General features: G+C 35.0%; 19 protein-coding genes, 1 pseudogene and 1 riboswitch. Of the genes and pseudogenes, 8 read left to right on the top strand and 12 right to left on the bottom strand.

The genetic code is table 11. The features are described 5' to 3' along the window. Positions 1 to 378: 378 nt before the first annotated feature. From IGJ28_RS13130 to IGJ28_RS13120, 3 genes are all read left to right on the top strand, one after another. Entirely contained in the window at positions 379 to 1,005 is a 627-nt protein-coding gene (locus IGJ28_RS13130) for a helix-turn-helix domain-containing protein (protein ID WP_195957352.1), read from the top strand. A gap of 173 nt (positions 1,006 to 1,178) precedes the next feature. Further along, complete coding sequence (locus IGJ28_RS13125; RefSeq protein WP_252711609.1) at positions 1,179 to 2,570, top strand: MATE family efflux transporter; 1,392 nt, start codon at positions 1,179 to 1,181, stop codon at positions 2,568 to 2,570. Next, positions 2,546 to 2,743: a hypothetical protein gene (locus tag IGJ28_RS13120; protein WP_123837271.1), complete on the top strand. Its 198-nt coding sequence runs from the start codon at positions 2,546 to 2,548 to the stop codon at positions 2,741 to 2,743. Before IGJ28_RS13125 ends, IGJ28_RS13120 begins: the two co-directional genes overlap by 25 nt. A gap of 125 nt (positions 2,744 to 2,868) precedes the next feature. Here the strand turns inward: IGJ28_RS13120 and IGJ28_RS13115 are convergent, their stop codons facing one another. The 9 genes from IGJ28_RS13115 to IGJ28_RS13075 all read right to left on the bottom strand — a co-directional run bounded on the left by IGJ28_RS13115 (position 2,869) and on the right by IGJ28_RS13075 (position 13,171). Further along, positions 2,869 to 4,860 carry a peptidase domain-containing ABC transporter gene (locus tag IGJ28_RS13115; RefSeq protein WP_438845446.1) on the bottom strand — a complete coding sequence of 664 codons (1,992 nt, stop codon included), beginning with the start codon at positions 4,858 to 4,860 and terminating at the stop codon, positions 2,869 to 2,871. 6 nt (positions 4,861 to 4,866) lie between these two features. Then, positions 4,867 to 5,406, bottom strand: a complete 540-nt coding sequence (locus tag IGJ28_RS13110; protein WP_123836268.1) for a hypothetical protein — start codon at positions 5,404 to 5,406, stop codon at positions 4,867 to 4,869. 152 nt (positions 5,407 to 5,558) lie between these two features. Further along, a complete protein-coding gene (locus tag IGJ28_RS13105; RefSeq protein ID WP_060813877.1) occupies positions 5,559 to 6,224 on the bottom strand; it encodes a cell division ATP-binding protein FtsE in 666 nt (221 codons plus the stop codon). Between the two features lie 11 nt (positions 6,225 to 6,235). Then, positions 6,236 to 6,706, bottom strand: a complete 471-nt coding sequence (locus IGJ28_RS13100) for a hypothetical protein (RefSeq protein WP_135172160.1) — start codon at positions 6,704 to 6,706, stop codon at positions 6,236 to 6,238. A 95-nt stretch (positions 6,707 to 6,801) separates the two neighbouring features. Continuing rightward, entirely contained in the window at positions 6,802 to 6,954 is a 153-nt protein-coding gene (locus tag IGJ28_RS13095) for a hypothetical protein (RefSeq protein WP_438845445.1), read from the bottom strand. A gap of 586 nt (positions 6,955 to 7,540) precedes the next feature. Continuing rightward, entirely contained in the window at positions 7,541 to 10,150 is a 2,610-nt protein-coding gene (gene mgtA, locus IGJ28_RS13090) for a magnesium-translocating P-type ATPase (RefSeq protein ID WP_252711789.1), read from the bottom strand. Between the two features lie 224 nt (positions 10,151 to 10,374). After that, positions 10,375 to 10,848: a GNAT family N-acetyltransferase gene (locus IGJ28_RS13085; RefSeq protein ID WP_081131899.1), complete on the bottom strand. Its 474-nt coding sequence runs from the start codon at positions 10,846 to 10,848 to the stop codon at positions 10,375 to 10,377. Between the two features lie 4 nt (positions 10,849 to 10,852). Then, positions 10,853 to 11,536: an MgtC/SapB family protein gene (locus tag IGJ28_RS13080; RefSeq protein WP_242387846.1), complete on the bottom strand. Its 684-nt coding sequence runs from the start codon at positions 11,534 to 11,536 to the stop codon at positions 10,853 to 10,855. Positions 11,537 to 11,671: 135 nt separating this feature from the next. After that, positions 11,672 to 11,841, bottom strand: a riboswitch (M-box (ykoK) riboswitch). A 1,024-nt stretch (positions 11,842 to 12,865) separates the two neighbouring features. After that, positions 12,866 to 13,171: a hypothetical protein gene (locus IGJ28_RS13075; RefSeq protein WP_156247804.1), complete on the bottom strand. Its 306-nt coding sequence runs from the start codon at positions 13,169 to 13,171 to the stop codon at positions 12,866 to 12,868. A 628-nt stretch (positions 13,172 to 13,799) separates the two neighbouring features. Between IGJ28_RS13075 and IGJ28_RS13070 the strand changes: the two genes are divergently transcribed. The 3 genes from IGJ28_RS13070 to IGJ28_RS13060 all read left to right on the top strand — a co-directional run bounded on the left by IGJ28_RS13070 (position 13,800) and on the right by IGJ28_RS13060 (position 15,287). Then, entirely contained in the window at positions 13,800 to 14,399 is a 600-nt protein-coding gene (locus tag IGJ28_RS13070; RefSeq protein WP_252711611.1) for a hypothetical protein, read from the top strand. Positions 14,400 to 14,464: 65 nt separating this feature from the next. Then, the gene (locus IGJ28_RS13065) at positions 14,465 to 14,653 is read left to right on the top strand and encodes a hypothetical protein (RefSeq protein WP_252711612.1); all 189 of its coding nucleotides are present in this window, start codon (positions 14,465 to 14,467) and stop codon (positions 14,651 to 14,653) included. A gap of 37 nt (positions 14,654 to 14,690) precedes the next feature. After that, the gene (locus tag IGJ28_RS13060; RefSeq protein ID WP_252711613.1) at positions 14,691 to 15,287 is read left to right on the top strand and encodes a DUF3885 domain-containing protein; all 597 of its coding nucleotides are present in this window, start codon (positions 14,691 to 14,693) and stop codon (positions 15,285 to 15,287) included. Between the two features lie 1,016 nt (positions 15,288 to 16,303). Here IGJ28_RS13060 and IGJ28_RS13055 read toward each other — a convergent pair. Next, positions 16,304 to 16,651, bottom strand: a complete 348-nt coding sequence (locus IGJ28_RS13055; RefSeq protein ID WP_252711614.1) for a DUF6176 family protein — start codon at positions 16,649 to 16,651, stop codon at positions 16,304 to 16,306. Positions 16,652 to 16,892: 241 nt separating this feature from the next. Between IGJ28_RS13055 and IGJ28_RS13050 the strand changes: the two genes are divergently transcribed. After that, positions 16,893 to 17,402, top strand: a complete 510-nt coding sequence (locus tag IGJ28_RS13050; RefSeq protein ID WP_113849231.1) for a helix-turn-helix domain-containing protein — start codon at positions 16,893 to 16,895, stop codon at positions 17,400 to 17,402. Between the two features lie 281 nt (positions 17,403 to 17,683). Then, positions 17,684 to 17,962: pseudogene (locus tag IGJ28_RS13045) on the top strand (site-specific integrase); the annotation flags it as partial. A 708-nt stretch (positions 17,963 to 18,670) separates the two neighbouring features. On the opposite strand, the gene IGJ28_RS13040 reads toward IGJ28_RS13045, so the two are convergent. Together IGJ28_RS13040 and IGJ28_RS13035 are read right to left on the bottom strand one after the other, a co-directional pair. Continuing rightward, positions 18,671 to 19,465 (bottom strand): hypothetical protein, encoded by a 795-nt coding sequence (locus IGJ28_RS13040; protein WP_003128383.1) that lies wholly within the window; start codon positions 19,463 to 19,465, stop codon positions 18,671 to 18,673. 76 nt (positions 19,466 to 19,541) lie between these two features. Next, the gene (locus IGJ28_RS13035) at positions 19,542 to 22,742 is read right to left on the bottom strand and encodes a polysaccharide lyase 8 family protein (protein WP_252711615.1); all 3,201 of its coding nucleotides are present in this window, start codon (positions 22,740 to 22,742) and stop codon (positions 19,542 to 19,544) included. Positions 22,743 to 23,068: the final 326 nt, after the last annotated feature.

Raw genomic sequence — 23,068 nt, 5'->3', positions numbered from 1 at the left:
ACTTCTTTTATCAAGCAAACACATGTCAAATCAACGCAAAGATTCTTTGCATCATTGGTATATCAGCATTTTATAAAAACAGGATTCATGGTATATCTTTCTTCTGCAGTAAACTTTTCTCACTTAACAGATAGCAACTTTTGTCTTATTCCATAAAAAAAAGCTGCAGATCACCAAAACAAAACTTGTCCTAAATGCACTCATTCATGAAATGAAAAAACGAGCATCTCTCTTTCCAATAAAATAAATAACGGAACTATCATTATTTTTTAATTTAGTCAGGGTGCGATCCTATTTTGTGAAGTCTTCAAGTATCGCAACTTAAAAGTTGCTAGTTTTTTTCAACCTATGATAGGATAAATCTAAAGGAGCAGAAAAATGAGCTTAGCAGAAAAAATGAAGGAAAGCCGCTTAAAAATGGGCTTTACACAACAAGAAGTTTCCGAAAAACTATTCGTGACGAGACAGACCATCTCAAATTGGGAAAACAATCGGAGTACGCCGGATATTGATACATTAGTAAAAATAAGTGAGTTGTATCAAATAAATTTAGATTCCTTGTTAATCACAGATCAGGAAATGCCAAATAGCGAAGTCGACAGTGATCTCTTACAAGAAACAAACCAAACAATTTTTTATCGGATTCCTTATCTATTAAATTTAATTGTTGTGATTCTTTGTGTTTTTGTGGATTTCTTGACACCAACTGGTACTCTTTCTCTTTGGACGAGCATCAGCCACTTTCTGCTTTTAGCAGATATAATCCTTTTGATTGCTTTTTTTATTCTCAAAAAAAAGACTCTTTCAATCAAAACGATTGTTCTCACAATTAGTAAAGGACTTCTGATACTAACGATTATTTTAGGCTTTACTTATTGGTCAAATCGAACTGCCAATTCATCCGTCTTAACTGAGATTGGTCATAACTATGGTCATTTTATCTATCTAGCTTTCAAAGCAATTGGGATTTTGCTGATCTTTGACCGACGTAAATTTGTCTTTTAACCTTGGCTAATAAAAAATAGAGCCTGACGAACGCATGCTCTCAATGTCCATCAAAATAAAAGACGACCACAAATTTGTGCTGTAACTGTTTTTCCTCATTGACAGAAGCAGCTAGAAAGGATAGCATTAGAATGAACACGTGTGCATTTCAATAAAATTAAGGATGTGTCTCCTTGAAAACTGTCCATTCAACAGTCAGTAGCATTGTGGGTCGGATCAAACATTTTTATTCTGGTCAAGATGTGTCGCATCGTTTTATTTTGTCGCTTGTTTTTCCAGTTGTCCTCGATCAATTTTTTTTGGTCAGTTTTAATTTTATCAATACCGCTATGATCAGTTCGGCTGGAACCACTGCGGTCAGCGCAGTCAGCATGGTTGGCAGTCTGCACTTTTTCCTCGTTAATGCCTTCACTGCTGTAGGATTAGGTGGAACCGTGCTGATGGCACAATATTTTGGCAAAAAAGAAATGAAGCAGCTAAGTAAAGTTTGCAGTGGGACTGTTTATGGTGCAGTTTTGATGGCTTTGATGATCAGTCTTCTCATCGCCTGTTTCCATCAAGGAATCTTGCATCTTTTATTCGGTCATGCAGAACCGCTTGTTCTAGCAAACGCACGACTTTATTTACTGGGTTTATTGGCTTCTTATCCCATGCAAGCGGTCATTGAAGGAACCAATGGGAGTCTGCGGGGAATTGGCCGTACCAAAGCGTCTTTAAAGCTCTCATTACTCATGAATTTCGTTTATATTGTTGGTAATGTTGTATTCATCAGCATTTTTGAAATGGGAATGATTGGGTTAATTACTTCATTGCTGATCTCGCGATTTCTTGGTATGCTCTTTGCCTTTTATACTTTACGAGCAAATCGTTCCCTTTTTTTGTTAAAGAAGGACGATTTTCTCCGCATTCAGATTCCATTGATCGCTCGAGTGTTGAAAGTCAGCATTCCCTTTGCAGCGGAATCTATTTTCTTTAATGGTGGGAAAATCATTATACAAACAATGATCGTCAGCTTTGGAACGAACGTAATTGCTGCAAATGCGATTGCTTCTTCTTGGATCCAAATTTCTGAAATCGTTCCGAGTGCATTAGCTACGTCACTCGTCCCGATCGTCGGACAATGCATTGGTCGAGGTAACATTGTTGATGCAAGAAAACTGACCAAAGCCTTTGTTATTACTGGAATGATTGCCTTTCTCCTAGTTGACTTAAGTTTATTGCCCTTCTTTCCGCTAGGCATGAAGCTGTTCAATCCACCCGCTGCCATTTTACCGGACATTTATCGCTTGTATCTGATTGCCATTGTGATGCATTTTTTGACATGGAGCATTGGCTTTATTCTTCCATCAGCTCTTCGGGCAGCTGGCGATGCCAATTTCACTACCTTGACTTCGTTACTATCGATGTGGATCTTCAGAATCGGTATGGGCTATCTAGTCGGCATCGTTTGGGGTTACGGTTTAACGGGGATCTATTTTGTGATGACTTTGGAATGGGGTGTTCGAGGTTTGATCTTCTTGCTGCGTTTTCAAGGAAAGAAATGGCATCATCATCAGTTGACTTAGGTGTTTGGAAGATATTGCCAATCTTTGCCATAGTGACAATCACCAGTACTAGTAAAAAAATTCCCCGTCTATGGCTTAAGCTTTCCGTTTACAAAACAGGAGCAACCGTTTATTTTGTTGCTTCTGTTTTGTATAGTCTTCCAAATTCATTAGTTACGAGCCAAATCGAATGATTTCATCTACTTTTGAAGAAACTAAGTCATCGTGAGAAACATATATGCGTATACAGGATTTTAATTTGCTTTCAATAAATTTGAGGATTCCCAGTTTACTATTGGTGTCTAAATTACTGAATGCTTCATCCAATAATAGAATTTTCGGTTTTTTTTAACAGAGCACGAGCAATTGCGATTCTCTGTTTTTGACCACTCGATAAATTTTCCCCATTCTCCAGCACAACAGTATCTAACCCATTTGCAAAGCTGTTCATCATTTCAGTGACACCTACTGCCTCTAATACTTCAATAAGATAGCCTTCATCACTGACCTCCATTCCTAATGTCAGATTTTCTCTAATTGTTCCGAACATTAAGAATGGATCATTTGATGCATAAGCAATCTGTTTTCTGTAGTTTTTCTTGTTCTCATGTATTTCTTCATCATTCAGCAAAATCGTTCCTTTATCCGGGCTATATAAGGAAGAAAGAAGATGCATAAATGTTGTTTTCCCACTCCCACTTTTGCCTACCAAAGCATAGGACATCCCAGCTTTGAATCTAACAGATAGATTATTAATGATATAGCTGTCTGCGGCATAGGAGAAGTAAATGTTCTTAAACTCTATTGATCGCCACTCTTTCTTCAGAGTATCGTTCAATACTTCGTTTTCTTCTTCATTTTCCTCACTTACATCATCCATCACATCACTGAGCTTTCTCATCATTACAAGGACATTTTGAATTTCTCTTTGATACTCGATAATATTTCGAACCGGTGAGGTATAAAAAGTAATCAGTGAGATAAATGCAATCAGAGCGCCTAAACTCAATTTATCAGCAACAACCAGCGTACTTCCTTGCCACAACACAAGAATTGTTCCCAATGACTCAAGCAAAAGAATGAAGCTAGCTTGGCTATTTTGTAAGATCACACTATATTTCCCAGTATGAGTAAACGATTTGGCCTGCTTCAGAAATTTTCCTAAAAAAAACGACTCCCTTTGAAAAAGTTTGATCGTTTCAAATCCAGTAAATGTCTCATTCAACACATTTAATGTTCGCGCATTTTTCTCGATCAATTCATTGTTGATTTTGTTTAATGGTTTAATAAAAATTATACTTACAGCGGTATACCCTAAAAGAATCCCTGTAGTAACAAGAAATAATTGCTTGTTTATAATATATAAAATCGCTCCACCAGTAATAGCCACAAATATTTCTAAAAAAATAGAGAGCACAAGTCTTGTCAATACTTGTTGTACCTGCGTTGTGATATTATAACGCGTGATCAATTCGCCTGAATCTCTCGCTCTTAAATTAGTCGCTTTCATAAAAAGAATTTTCTTAAAAAAAGCTTCAAAGAGATCGTCATTCATTCTTTTAGAGACATTTGCAATAAAGAAAGCGCGAACAATACTTAGGATTGCTTGAAAAAGATACAATATAACTACAGCTAAAATCAAATATTGAAAATTATACAAGATCTCGTGGAATGCTTCTTCAAAAATTGAAGTATGCGCATGTTCCTCATGAATGGCAGATTCGCTGTTCAAAATAAACGAGTCTATAATGCGTTGATAGGAAAAACTTCCCAGAAAAGAAAAAAGGGCGATAACCACGGAAAAAAGCAGAACCAGCAACAGACGTGACTTCTCTTTAAAAAAAAGCGTCCCATAATATGAAATAGAAGTTGTCTGCTCGGGGGAAAACAACTCTGTCTTATGGAAGATAACGATATATCCTCCCCAGATTTTTTCAAAATATCCTACAGAAATCTTTTTTACTCCTTGTGCAGGATCGAATACTTTTATCTTAGTGTCAGACCATTCCTCTACTACCAAAAAATGAGAAAGTCCTGTTTCCAATACGACTAAAGCAATGAAAGGCAGGTTAATCTCTTTGCTTCTGATACCGTCCCTTAGTTCTCCAATCGATCCTTCTAATCCTTCGGCTGTTAAGCCAATTTTACTTCCTGCTTCAATCAGTCCCTGTAAAGTTGCTCCTGTGCTGTTACTTCTGGTTAAATCCCTTGCCTCAGCCAAGGACATCTTTCTTCCGCATAAATTAGCCAATGTCGCAAAGGCAGCAGCCCCACAATCTTTTTGTTCATTTTGTCTCACCCTCTTCAGCATGGAAATTCAGCTCCTTTTCCACCGATAGTTATAATATTGGTTTTTGATTCTAAAATAGGTATGACCAGTCAATACAGTCAGAAAAAGCAGCAATAAGCCACTACTGACTAAATCGTAGTGAACAAAAAGAGTAAGCGGAGCAATCAAATAGGCTGCTACCCAACTTGATTGAAACAATATGTAGATGCTCGTATACAACAAGTTCACCAAGCTTATACTCATTACGGATGCCACAATCATTGTCACCATCGATTCGCCTATAAACTCAAAAGTTAAGATTTTGGGCGAAACCCCTAAACTTGCTTTCACTCTTAATTCTGTTTCTTCTAAAATTCGTTCTCTTTTAAGTGAAAGAACAGAAAAAAAGAACAAATAGGCTGCACCGGCAACCATCATAATCAAACTGCTGATTTCTAATATTGAAAGAAACAAGGCTAGTTCATCACCAGTGTTTGGATTTAACAGTTTTGCCAATAATGGAATACGTTTGTTTTCTTGCTCTTGAAATGATCTGAATACATAAAAGAAAAGATACAATCGTAACATTCCTTCAACTAAGACGACTGAAAAAAACGTAGGTGTGAAGAATCGTGATAGTACCAACTTGTTTCTGCTTATTTTCTTTTTGATAATCCTGATTGAATTCTTTATCTGATTCATCCGACAGCACCTATTGCTCCCTTCTGGTAAACGATTTACTACTGTTCACCTAGTTTTAGCACTTGCTGGTTCTCTAATTGATAGACGTTACTATTTTCTGGAATAAGCGTATAGTCATGTGTAACGATCAGTGTCGTGATTTTCTTTTGTAACGAAAGACTATTGATAAGCTGAATAATCTCTTTCCCACGGAGTGGGTCCAAATTCCCTGTTGGCTCATCTGCAAGAATAACCTGCGGCTGCTTGATCAATGCACGAGCAATCGCCACTCGTTGTTGTTCTCCGCCAGAGAGCTGATGGCAATAGTCAGCTAACTTCTCTTCTATGCCTAGCTCAAAAGCTAGTTGTTCGACTTCATAACGAATTTTTTCTACAGGTTCATTTTTGATATGAAGGACATAGGCAATATTCTCAAATACTGTAAAAGATTCAATCAATCGAAAATCCTGAAAAATAAAGCCAATTTTCCGTCGATTGGAGAGAGTGTCGGGCAGTGTATCATAGTTCAGTTCTTCATCATTTAAGATGATTTCTCCAGAAGCTACAGGAACTTCGCCAAAAATCGCTTTGAGTAGCGTCGACTTTCCTGCACCACTTTTACCAATAATGTAACTAGGTTTATCATCTGGAAATAGTTGGGTGACCTTGGTGAGTACTTCTTTTTTGGCTAATGAATGGATGGTTACATCTCTAAACTGAATCATCACATTTCCCCCTACTCTAGATATACATCGTAGTGTTTGGTCATATGTTGCGAGTTATTCGTGTAGTCAAAAGTGAAAAGAACCACGTCTGTATTCGAATGTAGGATAAAGCGATAGGTTAGCTCTTTTTTGTTGTCTAAAACAAAAGAATCAATCGCATCAATGGATGTCAGGGGTTCTTGATTCTGTTCTGCAGTTACTGAGAAAATATGATTATCGATTTCGGTTTTTTCCGGTAAAGAGTCACTGATGACCACTAATGTCAGTGAGATCACCGACCGATCTCCCTCATTGGATTGTTCTACCTCTTTCAATTGGATATCCAAGTCTGCTAGCTTGATGATTTCTTTATCAGAAAAGGTCTCAAGGATTTTTTCTTCCTCTGATTTTCTATCTTTTTCGATTAAACTCTCAGGATTTGTACAAGCTGCCAAAGATACCAATGTTATTCCTAAAAGTATACATTTATCTATTATGCGCATCCGTGCATCCATCTCCTAAAAAAGAATACTATAATCAAATAATTATAGCATTCTTCCATCAATTGATTATTATAGCATGCTAATGATAGTCGGGTTTACGACCAATACGAAATGAAAATATGGAATGAATTTGTTTGAACATGACGCAAGTAACCAGCTTTTGTACCGCCACCAGCACCACATACCCAACAATGCCAATGAAATCCACCTTTAACAGAACGAGTTTCTGTCTCAGTCATTGTCCCCATATGGACTACCTCCTTCTTAATGCTATAATATTCCGAATATTACAAATATAATGATAATATTTATTTATAACAATTACAATATAAATTTATTTTCAAAATACAAAAATTTAACAGGCGATATTTGGAAACGAAAAAGCTCCCGTCATAGATGGATGATCGCTTTGGCGCTTCTGCTAAAACATAGAAAAAAGAGAAATACGCTTCATTATTAAAAGGTAAAACAAATAGAGAGAATGTGGAGCATTCAACATTCTCTCTATTCGGAAATCCAACTAAGATTATTTTCTTCATTGACTATATCAAAGAGTTGCTTGATCTAAAGAAGCAAGCATATTTTTCAGATCACCGGTAAAATAGGCTATCACCTGATCCTTGAATCATTCCAATCGCTCAGTCTTTTCATAGTTACTAGTTGAATCGTCTATGCCTCGCTCAAGGAAACCTGTTTTGCCATCAAAAACGCTAAATCATTACTATGACAATTCTTCTAAAAGACTACATCCTTCGGTCATATCTACTGGACTGCTTTAAAGCCTATCTGATTATTAAAGGTAAATTTTTTGCTCTACGGTCAAAGATTTTATTGTCAGAGCAATTCTTGATAACGATGAATGTAGAAACGTTTGACAATCGTTACTAAGGCTAAGTAAGCAATGATGGTTGCGGTCAGCCATAGCCAGTACGCTGATGGAAGAACTGCCATGCCTAAACTTTGGCCAAAGTTCGTAAACGGTAAGAATGTCCCGACGGCAATTCCTAATGAAGTGATCGCTGTCATAATGAATGAGCCGCGGCTTTGGATAAATGGAATCTTTGGTGTCCGCAAGGCGTGGAGCACGAGTGTTTGCGACCATAACGATTCTACAAACCAGCCAGCATGAAAGACAGCGATAAAAGCGACTTGTTGTTCTGGCGTCAACGTATGGAAATCGCCACCAACTACCGCTGGACAAATAATGAAGTACATCAATAAATAGGTAGTAATATCAAACACTGAACTTGTTGGACCTAACCAAATCATAAATTTACCGATACTCGATGCATCCCAGCGCTTTGGTTTATCCAAGTATTCTTTATCCATGTGGTCCCAAGGAATCGATACACAGGAAATATCGTAAATAAGGTTGAGGAAAAGAATCTGTAACGGCAACATTGGCAAAAATGGCAGAAACGTGCTAGCAACGAGAACCGAAAACATATTGCCGAAATTAGAACTTGCGGTCGCCTTGATATATTTCATGATATTCCCAAAGGTTTCTCGTCCTGAAATGATCCCACGTTCTAAAATCATTAAATCTTTTTCTAACAAAATAACATCGGCCGATTCTTTGGCAATATCTACTGCCGTATCTACTGAGATTCCGACATCTGCTGCCTTCATTGCTGGCGCATCATTGATCCCATCTCCTAAAAATCCTACTGTGTGCCCATTTTCTCTCAAAATCCCGGTAATTCGCTGCTTTTGCTGCGGGTTCAATTTGACGAAAACATTGTATTTTTCAACAAGTTGACTAAGTTTTTTATCCGATACATTTAGAATGTCTTCTCCACTGATCAGCTTTTCTGCCCCTAATCCAACTTGCTGACACACAGACTGCGTTACTAACGCATTGTCGCCAGTTAACACTTTCACGCCAACTCCGTGTTTCTTTAACGTTTCCAGTGCTTGTTTCGTGGTTTCTTTTGGCGGATCCAAAAACGCTAGATACCCAATGAGAACCATCTCAGATTCATCTGCTACAGAAAATTCACCTACCACGCTTGGATTCGTTTTTTGAGCTACCCCGATCACACGTAGCCCATCTTCATTTAGTTCATTGACTTTTTTTAGAACTTCTTGTTTTATCTCCTCAGTTAATGCAGTCACCTTTCCTTTGAAATCTACATAACTTGAGATGCTGAGCATTTCCTCGATTGCGCCTTTGGTGATCATTTGTGTTTTTCCAGACGGATCTTCTACAACCACACTCATTCGTCTCCGTTCAAAATCAAAGGGAATCTCGTCGATCTTTTTATATGGGAGATCAGGGACTCCTAATTCTTTTTTAGCCGCATCAATGATCGCAACATCCAATAAGTTCTTCAATCCGGTTTGGTAATAGCTGTTAAGATAGGCATGCCGCAATACTCGCTCATCTTCTTCTCCAGTCAAATCCAAATGGTACTCTAAAATAATCTTGTCTTGCGTTAGCGTGCCAGTTTTATCCGTACAGAGGATATCGATCGCACCAAAGTTTTGGATCGCATTTAAGTTCTTGATCACAGTGCCTTTTTTCGCCATTCCAGTTGCGCCTTTGACCAAATTCGTTGTTACGATCATCGGCAACATTTCTGGCGTCAGCCCAACAGCCACTGACAAGCCAAACAGGAATGCTTCCATCCAATCGCCTTTCGTGAAGCCATTAATGACAATGACCGTCGGTGCCATTAATGCCATGAACTTGATGAATAAGAACGAGGTTTTGCGAATCCCTAACTCAAAGCTGGTTCGAATAGGCTTAGTGGACAATGACTTTGCCACATCACCGAAAAGAGTATGGTTGCCAGTAGCGATCACAACCCCTTCCGCTGTACCACTGATGACATTGCTTCCCATAAAGGCTAAATTTTCATAGCTTGTTTCAGAATCACGGCTTGTAACAACTGCTTCGGCATTTTTTTCAACCGGATAACTTTCTCCCGTTAAAGCAGATTGAGAAATAAACAAGTCTTTCGTTGCAGTCAAGCGGATATCCGCTGGAATCATGTCTCCCGCAGACAATTTCACAATATCTCCACAGACGAGTTCTTCCATCGGTACTTCTGCGTAGACGCTTTTACGCTTCACTGTCGCAGTAACCTTAACCAATGACTTTAGTTTTTCGGCAGCCTTATTTGATTGCACAGATTGAATCAACGTCATGGTGCCGCTAATCAAAATCATGACAAAAATTATCCCACTGCCAAAATAATCCCGTTCCTCTGGTGCCGCAATAACGACTTCAGTGATAAAAGAGGTAATCCCTAACCCAATCAGCACTAATGTAAAGGGAGTGATATACGCTTTTAAGATTTCCATAATGAATGGGGTCTTCTTTCCATAGGAAATTTGATTTGATCCATACTTGTTCCTAGCCGCGATTGCTTGTCCTTCAGTCAGTCCTCTTTTAGAAGTCTGAAAGGTTTCATAGATCGTTTCGATCGTTTTTTTTGCCATTAATCCATAATTAATGCTTTGAATAGGTCGTTTTTTTGTTTCCACTTTTTCTACCTTCTCTCCAAATAGTTCGCCACAACTCTCTTCGAATGATCAAGAAAATTGTTTCCTAGCATTGTTGTTTTATTGCGAGGGTTTGAAGAAGAAGGCGCTAAAAACAAATAGACAATAGTATCTGACTATCTCTTTGTTCCTCTTCTGCCAAACCCTTTGGTATCGAATGACTATCGTCCATTTGTTTTCATCTCCTTCCGGTTGAAAAAATATCGGTCAACTGACAAGTCTTTTTTGAAAACCTTCAAGATCAAAGCATCTGCTTGATAGGCTTCTGTTTCGCTATATCCTAATCTCCGATAAAAGCCCCAAGCTTGCTTTCTTCCTGTTAAAAATAAGGTCGAGTAATTTAAATTTCTGGCAATTTGCTCCGCATACACTAGTAATTTCTTCCCTAACCCTTGCCCTTGATAATCTGGGTGAATGGCCACTTGTTTTATTTGCATACACTTAGACGAACAAGGGTGCAAAAGAAGGGTGCCGACAATCCGCTTATTTTGCCTTGCCACCAAATGAATAGCTTGTTTCTCCTCTGCTGGAGACTCTCTTAATAACGGTTGTCCCGCACTAACCTTTAACACTTGGTTTCGCAAAACTAATGTTTCTTTATAGTCACAACTATCCCATCTGATTAACGTAAGCACTGTTTTACCATGTTTCTCCCTCCTCTGATAAATGAAAAACTTCTAGTACATGATTATTTTTCGACAATTGAGTAACAATTTCTTTCACTGCTAAATCAGCATTTGCAGCAGGCTCGATCTCTACTTGCAGCTGAATCCGATTCTCTGCCAGGTCTTGGCAAACAAAATGGCAAAATGAAAGAACATACCGATCCAATTGATTGATGACCTCTGTCCGCAAAGCCACTTCGGAAGACCTTTTTCCGGTAATGATCAAAAATGAATTTGTGTTCTTCTCCAGAGATTCTGTTCGATACCCTTCAGCAAATTGATCAAATCTTTGAGAAAGAAAACGAATCACACTATTCACCAGCATGATCATTAGCGCTGCAAAAAATCCTTCTTGTATATAACCAGCGCCAATCACTGTGCCAACAGCTGCTGTACACCATAATGTTGCTGCAGTATTTAATCCTTTTACACTAAAACCATCCCGCAAAATAATCCCGCCAGCCAAAAAGCCAATACCGCTCACTACTTGTGCAGCAATTCGAGTAGGACTCGTATCAGACGCAACCATCGAGGACAATGAAACAAAAATCGTTGCTCCCAGCGAGACTAGAACCATCGTCCGTACACCTGCTAGCTTTTTTCTCCACTGTCTTTCAACACCAATAAGGCCTCCTGCCAGCACACTCAGACCCATCATTCCCAAAAATACATACTCCTGCTCCTTTCCTCGTTTTAAAAATAAAATCGAATCATTAAGCACAAAAAAAGCGACTTTTCCGCAAAAACTCCGCGAAAAGTCGCTCTAAATTCGTCAAAAAACAAGACAAAAAAGACATTGATCTAATCGTTGAGTTTTGGCACTATACAACGTAAAGACAAACATCTTAGCTACCTTAAGAAAAGCCTTGTATTCGACAGTTCCTGTTCTACCCATTGGCGTCTCTCGACATTTTTGGGCAGTAGCCTATGTTTGCATAGGAGCCTCACCTAACAAATCATATTTTATTTTCAGGTACACACTAACAAATTCGTTTTTTCTTGTCAATTTTTATTTTGCCGTTTTGCCTCATGATTTTTTAATACGATTAGAAAAGTATAAGTACGTTATACGAATAAAAATCAAGAATTCAGTAGATTTTGTGTAAAACAAAGCTGTTTTTATATTGGGTTTAATCGATCTTAAAACACTGTGAAACCACTCGTATGAAGATCATTTTAAAATAATCTTTGTTAATGATTGAAACAGACATTTGTCGATAAACTATCAAACTATCGTTCTTCCCTGCAGTCATCCGAAAAGGAAATTTATTAATTTCACATTAAAAAAATTATTTGAAAAAATTTTATTTTCTTTCTAGCTTTACGCTGCTCGGAAATACACTTTAGAATTATTCGTGTTATTTAAAAGAGATGTAAAGGTATTGGCTTTTCTTTATCATTTTTCAATTAATAGACTTTAAAAATCATCTTTCTTATCAGAAGAAAGCCTTGTTTCCTAGGAGACTACTAAAGAAAATTGAGATCAATTCTTTCTTTGCTGTTCCTTTTTCTATCTCTAAATAAACAACTCGAAACACCTAGTTTTAGGCATTCCTTCTTCATCAAAAATTAAAACACGCGGGACACTAGTGAGGCTTATTCCCAAACCATTTCCCTTCATTAGGAAAAAGAAAGTAGCTAGTTCTAAAATGAGTTGATTCCCCCTATTTGCATACATTTGCTTAGTTCCTCAGAAGTAAAAATTGAGGCACAGATATCATTTATGCTTTTTTATCCAAAAAATGGCAGAAATGAACGAGTTTCGTCATTTCTGCCGCTTTTTCAGGTTGTAGATAGTTGATCATAGGTTCAAACGAAGGCGTTTATCTATGTGCTAAACAACATGATTATTCGCTAATTGGTGAAACGTTGATGTGAATCGTGCGTGTTGGTTTGTAATTAATTAGCGTGAAATAGAATTTATATTCTACTTTTCCAACACCAATATTTTTTCTTGAATACTCCTCGATACTGTTTTCGATTGTTCCTAGAGAAGAATAATCAGTTTTATATATAACCGATTTGACTTAAAGTCACGATTTAATTCTAACTTGTAGCCACTATATTTTGTTCCTTCTCCTCTTTGATCTTCGACAAATTTGAAGTGATCCACGCGGTCGTTATAAGTTACCTCTTTTACTAGCTTACTTCCTGTAACAGGTAGACAAACAGGAGGAACACTTACTGTTTCTGCGTTTTGAGTTCCTACAGCATCTGCATGTGCAATATTCGTTTGAACTGCCGCAATCGACAAGCCGCATATTCCCGCTATAATATATTTACTTAGTTTCAAAATAATCATCTCCTTTAAGTTTATGAATAAACACCAACACTATTAAAGTTAGTGTTTATTACAATAAGTTTTTATCATAAAAAGAAATAGTTTTTTTCACCAGATAAACCCCTACAAGAAAAAATAAATAAATTCTCTATAGACAAATTGTATTGCCTTCACCCTAGCGTCTATACATTTCCAGATACTCCATTTATTTTATAGCTCTTTTAAGAAATGTAGTCACAGAACTTTTTTATTAAGTTTAGTTTCTCTTTTAGAGAAAGATTCAATAATAGACTAAAATTTTTACCTTTACCACTCCTGATTTGGATTTTGCACGAAACCATCTTACAGCTGGTATGCCTGAATTAGTTTTGTCAGAAGCCACTTAGGAAACATTATCCGCATAAAAAAAGCAGCTTGCTATTACATACTGCTTTTTTTGTAGTGTTGTAAATTTTCGGTAATTCGCTGATCCTTGGTAAATTTAAGCTTAATCATTCTCAATTCGATTAATTTTTAGTTTTGTCACATTAGAGGTTTGTTTATTTTTTTACAATACTTACATTTTTGTAAGTTGTAACTATAATTAAACATCCGTATAGTTACACTATAACTATTGAATTATAATGGGAGGAGATTAAGTTTGAAAAAAGTAGTTAGAGTATTTTTAGCGGTATTATTACCTTGGTCTATTATTGTTGGAACAGGTGAATCAGTTGTTGTCGCAGCAAGTCAAGAGATAGTTAGTCAAGAAAGTTCAAATGAAGCAGAAGAAACATTGCCTGATCCCATTGACGAGAACCTAAATGAAGAAGCATTAACTGCTTTTGTTTCGGAACAAATTGATGATGGAACTGAAATAGAGTTTACAGAAGAAGGCGTTTATATTAATGGGAACTTCTATAATCCGGAGGAATTTGATTATTTATTAGAAAGTATGGAGGAACCTACTGATTTAAACATAGGTATTTTAGATGACTCTACTTCAAATAGTCGGCAAAGCAGAGCATTTTTTATTCCAGCTGTAGGATGGGCTTCGGCTTGGGTATATGGGGTTCCAGGAGTTGGTCAAATTGCTGTCGTAGCGACTGCTGCTGTAGGTGTGACTGTTGGAACATACATTTTAGGGAAAGCCATTATAAAAAGTGGGGATTGGGCTTATAATAAAATTCGAAGTCATGTAAATTCGAGACCTAGACCAAAAACGAAAAAACCGTACAATACAATTATAGTAAATCAGTAACTAAACAAGAACATACGAGCTACACATATGGTATTCCCAAGAGCCTTTTAGACGGAGCTGGCCGTATGAAATTAAAAAATATGAATCAAAAAGTTCATCGTAAGGGTGCACCGCCTGCTTGGAGAGATCCAAAGACTGGCTATACTAAAGAAAAAGATATGTCAGGACATGCGGGGAAAGAATGGAAAATCAAAGACAAATCAGGGAAAAGAAAAGCTTCGACAGATGGAAACGGAAAGATTATATCAAAATAGCCTTCATATCTTTGAAGAGTTTAAGAGGAGAACTTTTATGAGTCCCAATATAAGAAGCATATTTTTATCTTCATATAACACTTACAATCTGAAAGGCAATCTAAGATTTGAACTGGCACCTGAATCAGAAGAAAACTTTCAGAAGAGAATTGAAGTCGCAAAAGATCGGGCTAAAACATTGTGTAATGAGGTGTTTTCTGACGAGAAAGAACTACAACTAATTATTACGGCTTCTAAATTCTCAGGAGCTGGCTTGATACGTAAGTACCTATACAAAACCAACTATCAAATTGTCGATAGTTTTACTACTTCAGCTTTTGATTCATATTATGAAAATAAAGCGACTATTTTAGTCATGAATACACAACGAAACAATGTAAGAATTGCAAAAATTATTGACGGCTTGTGCTACAGAGATTTTAATGAAGTTGGAAAATTGAGAGTAAGTGACAATCTATTTCTGTATAATTCAAAAACAAATACTATTGTTAATATTTATGACGATAGGGGATGTGATATTTGGTCTAATAATTTTCAAAGTCAAAAGAAACTGTATGATAAATTTAATGATTGGATTTTAGAATATGACAAAAATGAAATTGATTTATTTTACAGTAATATTGACCGTGTCTAACAGAGCCAAATTAATCTTTATCATGAACATAGAAAAGAAAATCTGCTGCATTGAACAGTCACCGTTTATTTAGCAAAATCGCACGAAGCGCTCTTGAATTGTCAGATGATTTAGTAAAAACTATAGTAAGTTGCTAAATACACTTTCATTTTTACATTCTTCTTAAGTTTCCCGCTCTTTCTTGGAGTAATCTTTTATTGTGTTTTATGATATAATAATATTGCGAAACGATAGAAAACTTATAGCACTACAACACAAAGGCGCTCCCTAACCGCGACGAAAGGGAGCGCCTTTTTTATGCTAGTTGCGACTGCTAGCATGTGAGTTGGATAGCAACTTGCTTAGTTGTCGTCTTTGTCTTTCTCATCCAACCAGTGAGAAAATAGCTCAAACAATAATTGGCGCGACAACCAACGATAGAAAATTCATAAGCACTACAAACACGCCTTCTGGGGGCAAGTTGCCTTTTCTATTATATCAAATCATCTATACGATTTAGTAAGCTTTTCGAAACTTAATTCCATCGTCTCAAATGTTGAAAAAACATTCGATATATTAAATAAAGATTTTAAAGACAATCAAATTATAGTCGCTTCAATTTATACATATAGCAATTTCAAACCTGTAGAAACTATTGAGATTATAGACAAAATTTATTCTGAAGAGTCTATCACATCAGATGGACTTAAAATTAAATCAAATCCCCTAATGTAACAACTTTAATTTCTTACAATACTATATACACATATATACACAGAAAAAGCATCGATTGCGTTAGTTGAGATTAATGCTTTAGTTTTGTTATAATTTTCTATTTTACTTTAAAACGCTCTTTGTCAACTAGTGTTGGCAGATTGAAATCAATAGATTAATAGATATAAGAATATGTAGTGTTGATGAAAAATATTAGATTTTCTTTCAAATTGATTTCTTATAATCAAGAATTTTACTTATGCACATCATACTAAACTGCTTTAATATCCTATAAAATCTATTGACTTGATCTAAAGTTATTTTCATTTCATATTACTACGTATTTTTTCAGGATTCATCACCACTTCAGTTGCCAAATCGATTGGTTTGTATGTAGAATCTATGCATTCATCCCAATACTCTAAATGTTTTTTATCAATCCAACTTTCAGAATTCTCAACAGGAATTCCACCTTTTCCTTGTATTGAATACCAGTACAAAAATTCTTCCCCGTTGAGCTGTTCTCTAAAGATTGTCTCAACAAACATTTTTTCATTTTCCAATGTTAACAATGTTTCTTCCATATGCTCATTTAAGAACGACATCCATTCATCAACTATAGCCGTTTTTCCTACTTTTACTTTAAATCTTGTCAGTTCTGTCTGAAGCATGACTTCCATTCCTTTCATCGTCTTATTACTAGTATATCACTTTTTACAGCTTATATTTTTGCTCTTAAAGTAGGCACAAGACAAAAATAAGCAACTACTACTTCGAGCAATTAATGGTATATAATATTCTTAAGAACTAGAATTGTTTGTAAATAGCTTGAATGTTAAAATGCGTTGCTTGTAGCAACGAGAAACTCCTCATACAATATTGTTAGAAAATAAAAAAAGGAGGACAGATTTAATGTTACATGAAAATATAAAGGCAATCAGAAAATCAAAAGGGCTTTCACAACAAGAACTAGCTATTAAACTGAATGTAGTAAGGCAAACAATCTCTAAATGGGAACAAGGATTGTCAGTTCCTGATTCAGATATGCTTATTTCCCTGTCGGAAATACTAGAAACCCCTGTCAGCACTTTACTTGGAGAAAAGGTTTTTGAAACTAAAGGTGATGACTTAAAAGTAATTTCAGAAAAATTAGAGGTAATAAATTTACAACTTGCACAAAGGAAGAGAACTAAGCAAAAAATTATTCAAGGATTACTTATTACACTCTTTGCTGTTATAGTAATAATTTCAGTGAGCTTAATTGTATTTAAAAGTTCCTATTTAGATTGGAATTACAATGACCCTGAAACTGCTGTTCTAGGAGTAAGTCTTCATGCATTTGAATGGCTATTTGTTAGATTCGCACCAATTATTCTTATTGGAGCAGTTGCTGGGATTTACTATATACGAAAGAAAGTGTAAGACTACGTTACATTGGAAATATAAGTTAAACTTTTTATCTATAATTTCCTATTCAAAACACAGATAGTTAATCTATATGGTTAACTGCTTTGTTCCTGCCTACGTTAATTATATTTCTATTGACCATGTAATAGCTTATGCATCCTGATTGAAATATTAATTGCTGGAATTGCCGTTCTCCCATACAACCTTATAATGATTATCGCAGTGACTAGTATCATAATACTAGTCACTTTTTTACCGTTACTTCTATATTCGTTATAAACAATTTATATACCATCAAGGAGAAGGATTTCTGCCGTCCTAGTCAGCCAAATGATTGGTATGATGTCATTGCTACGAAATATAATCTGAAACGGATTACACTTCATGAATTTAGAAAGACACACGTTTCCCTTTGCGCAATGGCGAATATGAATTTAGAAGACATTATGTATCGTGTCGGTCATAAAGATTCTAAAATTACCCGTCAAGTTTATAACTACTTCTACCCCGAACGGGAAGAACGAAGTGCAGATCAATTCGCTCAATTCATTGAAAAGGTAAAATATCTCTTTTAATCTTTTTTGTAGTTAGTTTTGTAGTTAGTAGACTTTTTGAAAAAAAAAACGCCAGAAACGCTTATATATAAACGTTTCTAGCGATAAAAATCGAATTACCCTACACTGCCTTCCAATGACTCTTTTGGGAATCAGAGGAAAGGAATAGGCGTTATAGAGATATCTCATTTAACAAATTACTATAAACTGACGGTATATATTAGTAAGTACTATCATCGAGAACGTAGCCAATATCGTAGCCAAAATAGCAGGTAGAGAAGTTATTTGAAGAATCAAATTATCCTGTTTCAGCCATGAGATTATCTTAATTATGAATAGTTAAAGGATCTCACTACTACATTTTTTGACGGAATATATCTAATTCTTGAAAATAATATATATATTCATAATTTATTACAATATTTTCTTCCTAAATATTTTGTATCACACATAATACTTATCAAACATATAAATACTCAACAAAAAAGATTTTTTAGAAGATATTGACTACAAGTTTTAAAAGTCACTCTTTAACTATCTGTAAATATGAAATCTATTTTCAAAAAATCACGAGGTAGTTAGCTCTCGATAAGGAAAAATTGCTTAGTTACCATTTCTTATTTTCAAATGATAAAAAAGTATTCACAATCAAAATGAATGGTTCATACTAATAACAAAATAACATACACAGGAACTAATTTTGAAATCTTTTTTCCTCATATAACATAACTATTTTGATACCTCTCTTCCGTATGCTTCAAATTGAGTTAACGCTGGAAACGGAGATTCATCTTCATTCTTAATGAGATTTTTTAATGTAATCTTTGTTGTTTTTATGAAAGGAAAATCAAAATATTGACGATTCAGTTCATTAGTTGTTTCTAAGGTTTTTTCTTCACCTTCTGAAAAAACAACTGAAATCTGTGTCCAAAAACTATCATGAGGATAATCACCACGTAAAACTAATGCTAACTTGTCAATTTCAACTTCACGACCAAAATCAATTGTAATCTTTGCGTCTTCATTCTGGTTAATTCCCCATGATTGATATGGATAAGCACCATGACCTTCATTTGCTAATATACCATCAATCGCATTACGAGCAAAGAATGTTGAGTCATTTCGTGTCTCGACATTAGCAAATGCATGAGGGTAAGTATTCGTAACATCCTTTTGATCGTGTGCATTACGTGCTAAATTGCGGTAACTATGAATTTCGTTTTCTGTAGGTAACCAAGCTCTTATATAATGACGATCTCCTGTAAAAATTTTAGGTGAATATGCTAAACGTAACTTCTCATCTAAGATAATCGGAAATTTCCATTTTTTTTCTGTTAAATAAATTAGGCTTGGTTCAATAGCTTCATCTACCTGAACCCATACAAATTGATTAGCTTTATCTAAAATTAATTCTACTACTTCCCCTTCTGCATATTCTCTACGTTTCAACGCTAAATAAGTCTCTGTAGAATGACTTCTTTTCATAATAATTTTGTTTTCGTTTTTTAATATTAATGTTAACAATACAATTTCTCCTACTCATCTATTTCTTCATAATATAAAATCTCATTATTTCTATCCTTCGAGCAAATTAAATCCATTAAAGATTTTTATTTCTCTTAGCTCTTTTTTCTTTTTCTAACTGATTTTCTTTTTTCTGCTTATCTTTTTCTGCTTGTTTTTCTTTCTCTTTTTGTTTGTCTTTTAATGCTTTTCTTGTATCTTTATCAATGCTAAGTCTAATAATCGTGCTTTTATCTTTATTTGTTGCTTCTTGTACTATCTCTTGAGATAAGATAGTCTCAATTGTGTCTGAATGATATTCCTCATCTGACGGGTTAAAATATGAAACTCTATACTCATCTTTCTTCTTAATACTATAAACACCTTTTTTAGTCAGTGTTATAGCTCCATCAATCTCAAAAGGCATATCCTCGTATAATACAACTCCCCAACTTTCTTCATCAGCATCATAGACAGCCTGAACAGACGCATTATTTTGCAATATCTTGACTTTATTTGATTCTTCTTTCTTTGCTAGTTCATCATTTGATACATTCGGATACATCACATAAGCATATCTTGTGTCTTCCTTAGAATGTGTTTTATAGAATGTTAAAAAATTATTTTCGTGTAATTGATCTGACTGGCTTGCATTAATATCTTTCCATCTCCCTTGGTTTGTCTTGTTTAGAAAATCTAATGAAGTTTTGTTTAAGAAAATATAGCCAATATTCATTGCTTGGTTATTTGGTGAAGATAACAATAAAGAGTGTACATTCTTTAATTCTACTTCTTCATTATTTAATATCTGCTTATCTCCATTTACATACACATCATATTGTGTTGTGTCAGTATTTTTTCTATTTTCTATTGTAGTAATTGGTTGTGTATCTCCAGTAGTTTGAATATCTGAACCTAAAAATACAACTTTATCATTAAAGATGAACCAAGATTTATTCGCATTTAATGTCTTATCCCAGTTAGTAAACTCCATAACTATTGAAGCTGTTGTATCATCCAGCTTAGTTGCCCCAACAAAACTATTAGGTGATCTAACCATTCCAGCCCCATCTTTTCTCTCCGTTGGAATAATAGTGGTTCCCGGGATATGATAAGGATCTACAGTTGCCCAATAATTATCATTGTAATGACTTAAATCTAAATTATATAGATAAACTGCCCCATCTGATGTATACCATCCATGCGAGTTTTCTTCATTCATATACTCATAGTTTTGTGTTGTATCAGAATACATACTTACCCCAATACCAAATTTAGCATTTACATTTTGATAAGCTACTTTATCCATCTCATTAAAAGTTGCTAAACTAGTTGAAAAATCAGTTATTGAAATAGAATCATCTGCTAATAATTTATCCATCAAATCAATATCTTTATATGAATTTAGACTGTCGTATATATCATAGTAGGTATTTCCTTTAACAAATGTTTTAACCAGTTTATTCAATCGATTCTTTTGAGTTTCTTCTGATGAATTAGCTACTCGCATCAAACCTCGAAGAACTTCTCCTCCCGCAGCATGACTTTGAAGCTCCTCTCTACTAACAGCTCGACCTCGGACCATATCCATCATTTCACCTTTGTACATTAACGGTATAAATGAATTTTCTATAAAATTATATAAATTATCTAGCTTGCTAACAGGGAGTAATTCGCTCTCCAATACTACTGGTAGTAATTGTGATAAGCCATCTATTAAAACACTCCCATACGCACCTGTTAAAGCAACGTTATCATGGTCTATATATGATCCATCTTCATAAAATCCTGATTCACCAGGTTTCGCATACTCGAAAGCTTGTTGCAAGGATTCTACTGATTTACTGACAATATCTCCATCTTCTCTTAAAGCGCCTGAAATAATTTTTACTCTACCCATATCAACCAAATTGCCACCTAAAGCTTTAAAGGGTGTGCCTAATGTCACTCTAAAATTATAAGGATCAGGTACAAAATAATTAATCGGATTAGTATACATCAATATTTCTGACTGCGTAAAATATGCTTGCATCAGAGACAACGTATTGTTAATAGCACGTGGCGCTCCAATTTCATAATCCCACCAATTACCTTGAAGAGAAGAATTTTCGTTATAGACATTTTTACTCATCCACTCCATTGCGTTTTTTGCAATTCGAATGACTTCTTTATCTTGATAATATTTAGAAGCTGGTTGAGTCACTTGTTTTGAAATTGTTTCAATTCTTCTATATGACTCAGTGATATTAGCAGACACTTTATAGTCTGTAATATCACTCCAAAGTGTTTTAAAATTTTCTTTGTAAGTATATAAGGATATAATGTTTTCTACTGAGGAATCCAAATCTTTATTTTGCTGAACCATTACATCATTATTATCATTGTAATAAGAATTTCCAGCAATAATTCCATTCCATTGATTAAGCATTTTATTAAACTTTGTTTCATTATATGAAGAAATAACCAAAGGAATTTCCATCATAAAAATACCTTTTTCATCCAAAATTTTTACAGTTGTTTCTCCTTCTTTAACAGGATACAACATCCCTTCTTCTTCGGTTGCTAGTGAAGAATCACTTACAACGTATTTATAATTTTCTTGTTTGGTCACATAAATATTGTTTGTATTGATCTCAATTTTATCTTCGATTGTAATACCATCATCTTCTTCAATCTGCTTCTCTAAAAACGATACGTCATCATAATAAAGTGTCCCTATACCTTTTTCAAAGAACAATTCAATAGTGACAAAACTAGTTTCTGGATTTGGTTCGAAGTCTTGCGTAATTGTTTGCCAATCAGTTGTTCCCTTAACAGATTTTGAATACCATAAATTAGTTTGACCATTTTCATTCTGCTCATTAATTCGTACACGAGCCACATTTGTTAACTCATCCGTTTTTACTTTGAATGAAAGCTGATAAAGTTTATTAGGATCTACTTCAATTTTTTGTGTTATCCCTACACGAAAATCATCTTTTAAACTAGATAATACTATTTGATTGTTAGCATTCACTTCAGCTGTATAGTCTGTAGAAGTCATATCTCTAGGTATCCATATACCCCAACTACTTGGTTTATTTCCTGACCACTTACCTTCTTGAGATTCAATATTTGAGAAATCACCGTTCTGCACTAAATTAGAATTACCTTGATTATCATCAGATTGTATTGCTGTTTTGTCTATAGATTGTTCTGCTTCATTAACTGATTCTGGTTCCTCTGCTAAGGCATTTAAACTTGTAGATGACAATAGTGCTAAAACAAACAAGCTCTTCACTACTATTTTATTTTTCATAATTATTCTCCTTGTCGTATATTATAATAAAAGTCAAATTAACACCTATTAGTTTATTCTTTATAAATCAAACGATACACCCCTTGAATTAATTCTTAATTATCATAAATTTCTCCCTCGATATATCTTAGTTTCTAGAATGCAACCGTCCTGAAAGGCGATTAGAGAGTTAATAAAAAATATTTTTAAGCGTAAATATTAAAAAAATTACTCCTATACTGGTTTACTACCGAAAAAAATGTATACGTTTTCAAAAGAAGTTCCGTATGAGCTTATTAAAGTTAAATAAACTGTAACAATATTAGGTTATCACTGAGTTGAAAGAT

The sequence above is a fragment of the Enterococcus sp. AZ091 genome (assembly GCF_051714805.1).
GTDB classification, from domain to species: Bacteria; Bacillota; Bacilli; order Lactobacillales; family Enterococcaceae; genus Enterococcus_D; species Enterococcus_D gallinarum.
This window is presented reverse-complemented; position numbering and strand designations above follow the sequence as displayed.

Coding starts and splice junctions, on each gene's coding strand:
- IGJ28_RS13130 (WP_195957352.1), top strand. CDS start 379: ATGAGCTTAGCAGAAAAAATGAAGGAAAGCCGCTTAAAAATGGGCTTT.
- IGJ28_RS13120 (WP_123837271.1), top strand. CDS start 2,546: ATGGCATCATCATCAGTTGACTTAGGTGTTTGGAAGATATTGCCAATC.
- IGJ28_RS13115 (WP_438845446.1), bottom strand. CDS start 4,860: ATGCTGAAGAGGGTGAGACAAAATGAACAAAAAGATTGTGGGGCTGCT.
- IGJ28_RS13110 (WP_123836268.1), bottom strand. CDS start 5,406: ATGTTACGATTGTATCTTTTCTTTTATGTATTCAGATCATTTCAAGAG.
- IGJ28_RS13105 (WP_060813877.1), bottom strand. CDS start 6,224: ATGATTCAGTTTAGAGATGTAACCATCCATTCATTAGCCAAAAAAGAA.
- IGJ28_RS13100 (WP_135172160.1), bottom strand. CDS start 6,706: ATGCGCATAATAGATAAATGTATACTTTTAGGAATAACATTGGTATCT.
- IGJ28_RS13095 (WP_438845445.1), bottom strand. CDS start 6,954: ATGGGGACAATGACTGAGACAGAAACTCGTTCTGTTAAAGGTGGATTT.
- mgtA (WP_252711789.1), bottom strand. CDS start 10,150: ATGGCAAAAAAAACGATCGAAACGATCTATGAAACCTTTCAGACTTCT.
- IGJ28_RS13080 (WP_242387846.1), bottom strand. CDS start 11,536: ATGATGGGTCTGAGTGTGCTGGCAGGAGGCCTTATTGGTGTTGAAAGA.
- IGJ28_RS13065 (WP_252711612.1), top strand. CDS start 14,465: ATGAAATTAAAAAATATGAATCAAAAAGTTCATCGTAAGGGTGCACCG.
- IGJ28_RS13060 (WP_252711613.1), top strand. CDS start 14,691: ATGAGTCCCAATATAAGAAGCATATTTTTATCTTCATATAACACTTAC.
- IGJ28_RS13055 (WP_252711614.1), bottom strand. CDS start 16,651: ATGCTTCAGACAGAACTGACAAGATTTAAAGTAAAAGTAGGAAAAACG.
- IGJ28_RS13050 (WP_113849231.1), top strand. CDS start 16,893: ATGTTACATGAAAATATAAAGGCAATCAGAAAATCAAAAGGGCTTTCA.
- IGJ28_RS13035 (WP_252711615.1), bottom strand. CDS start 22,742: ATGAAAAATAAAATAGTAGTGAAGAGCTTGTTTGTTTTAGCACTATTG.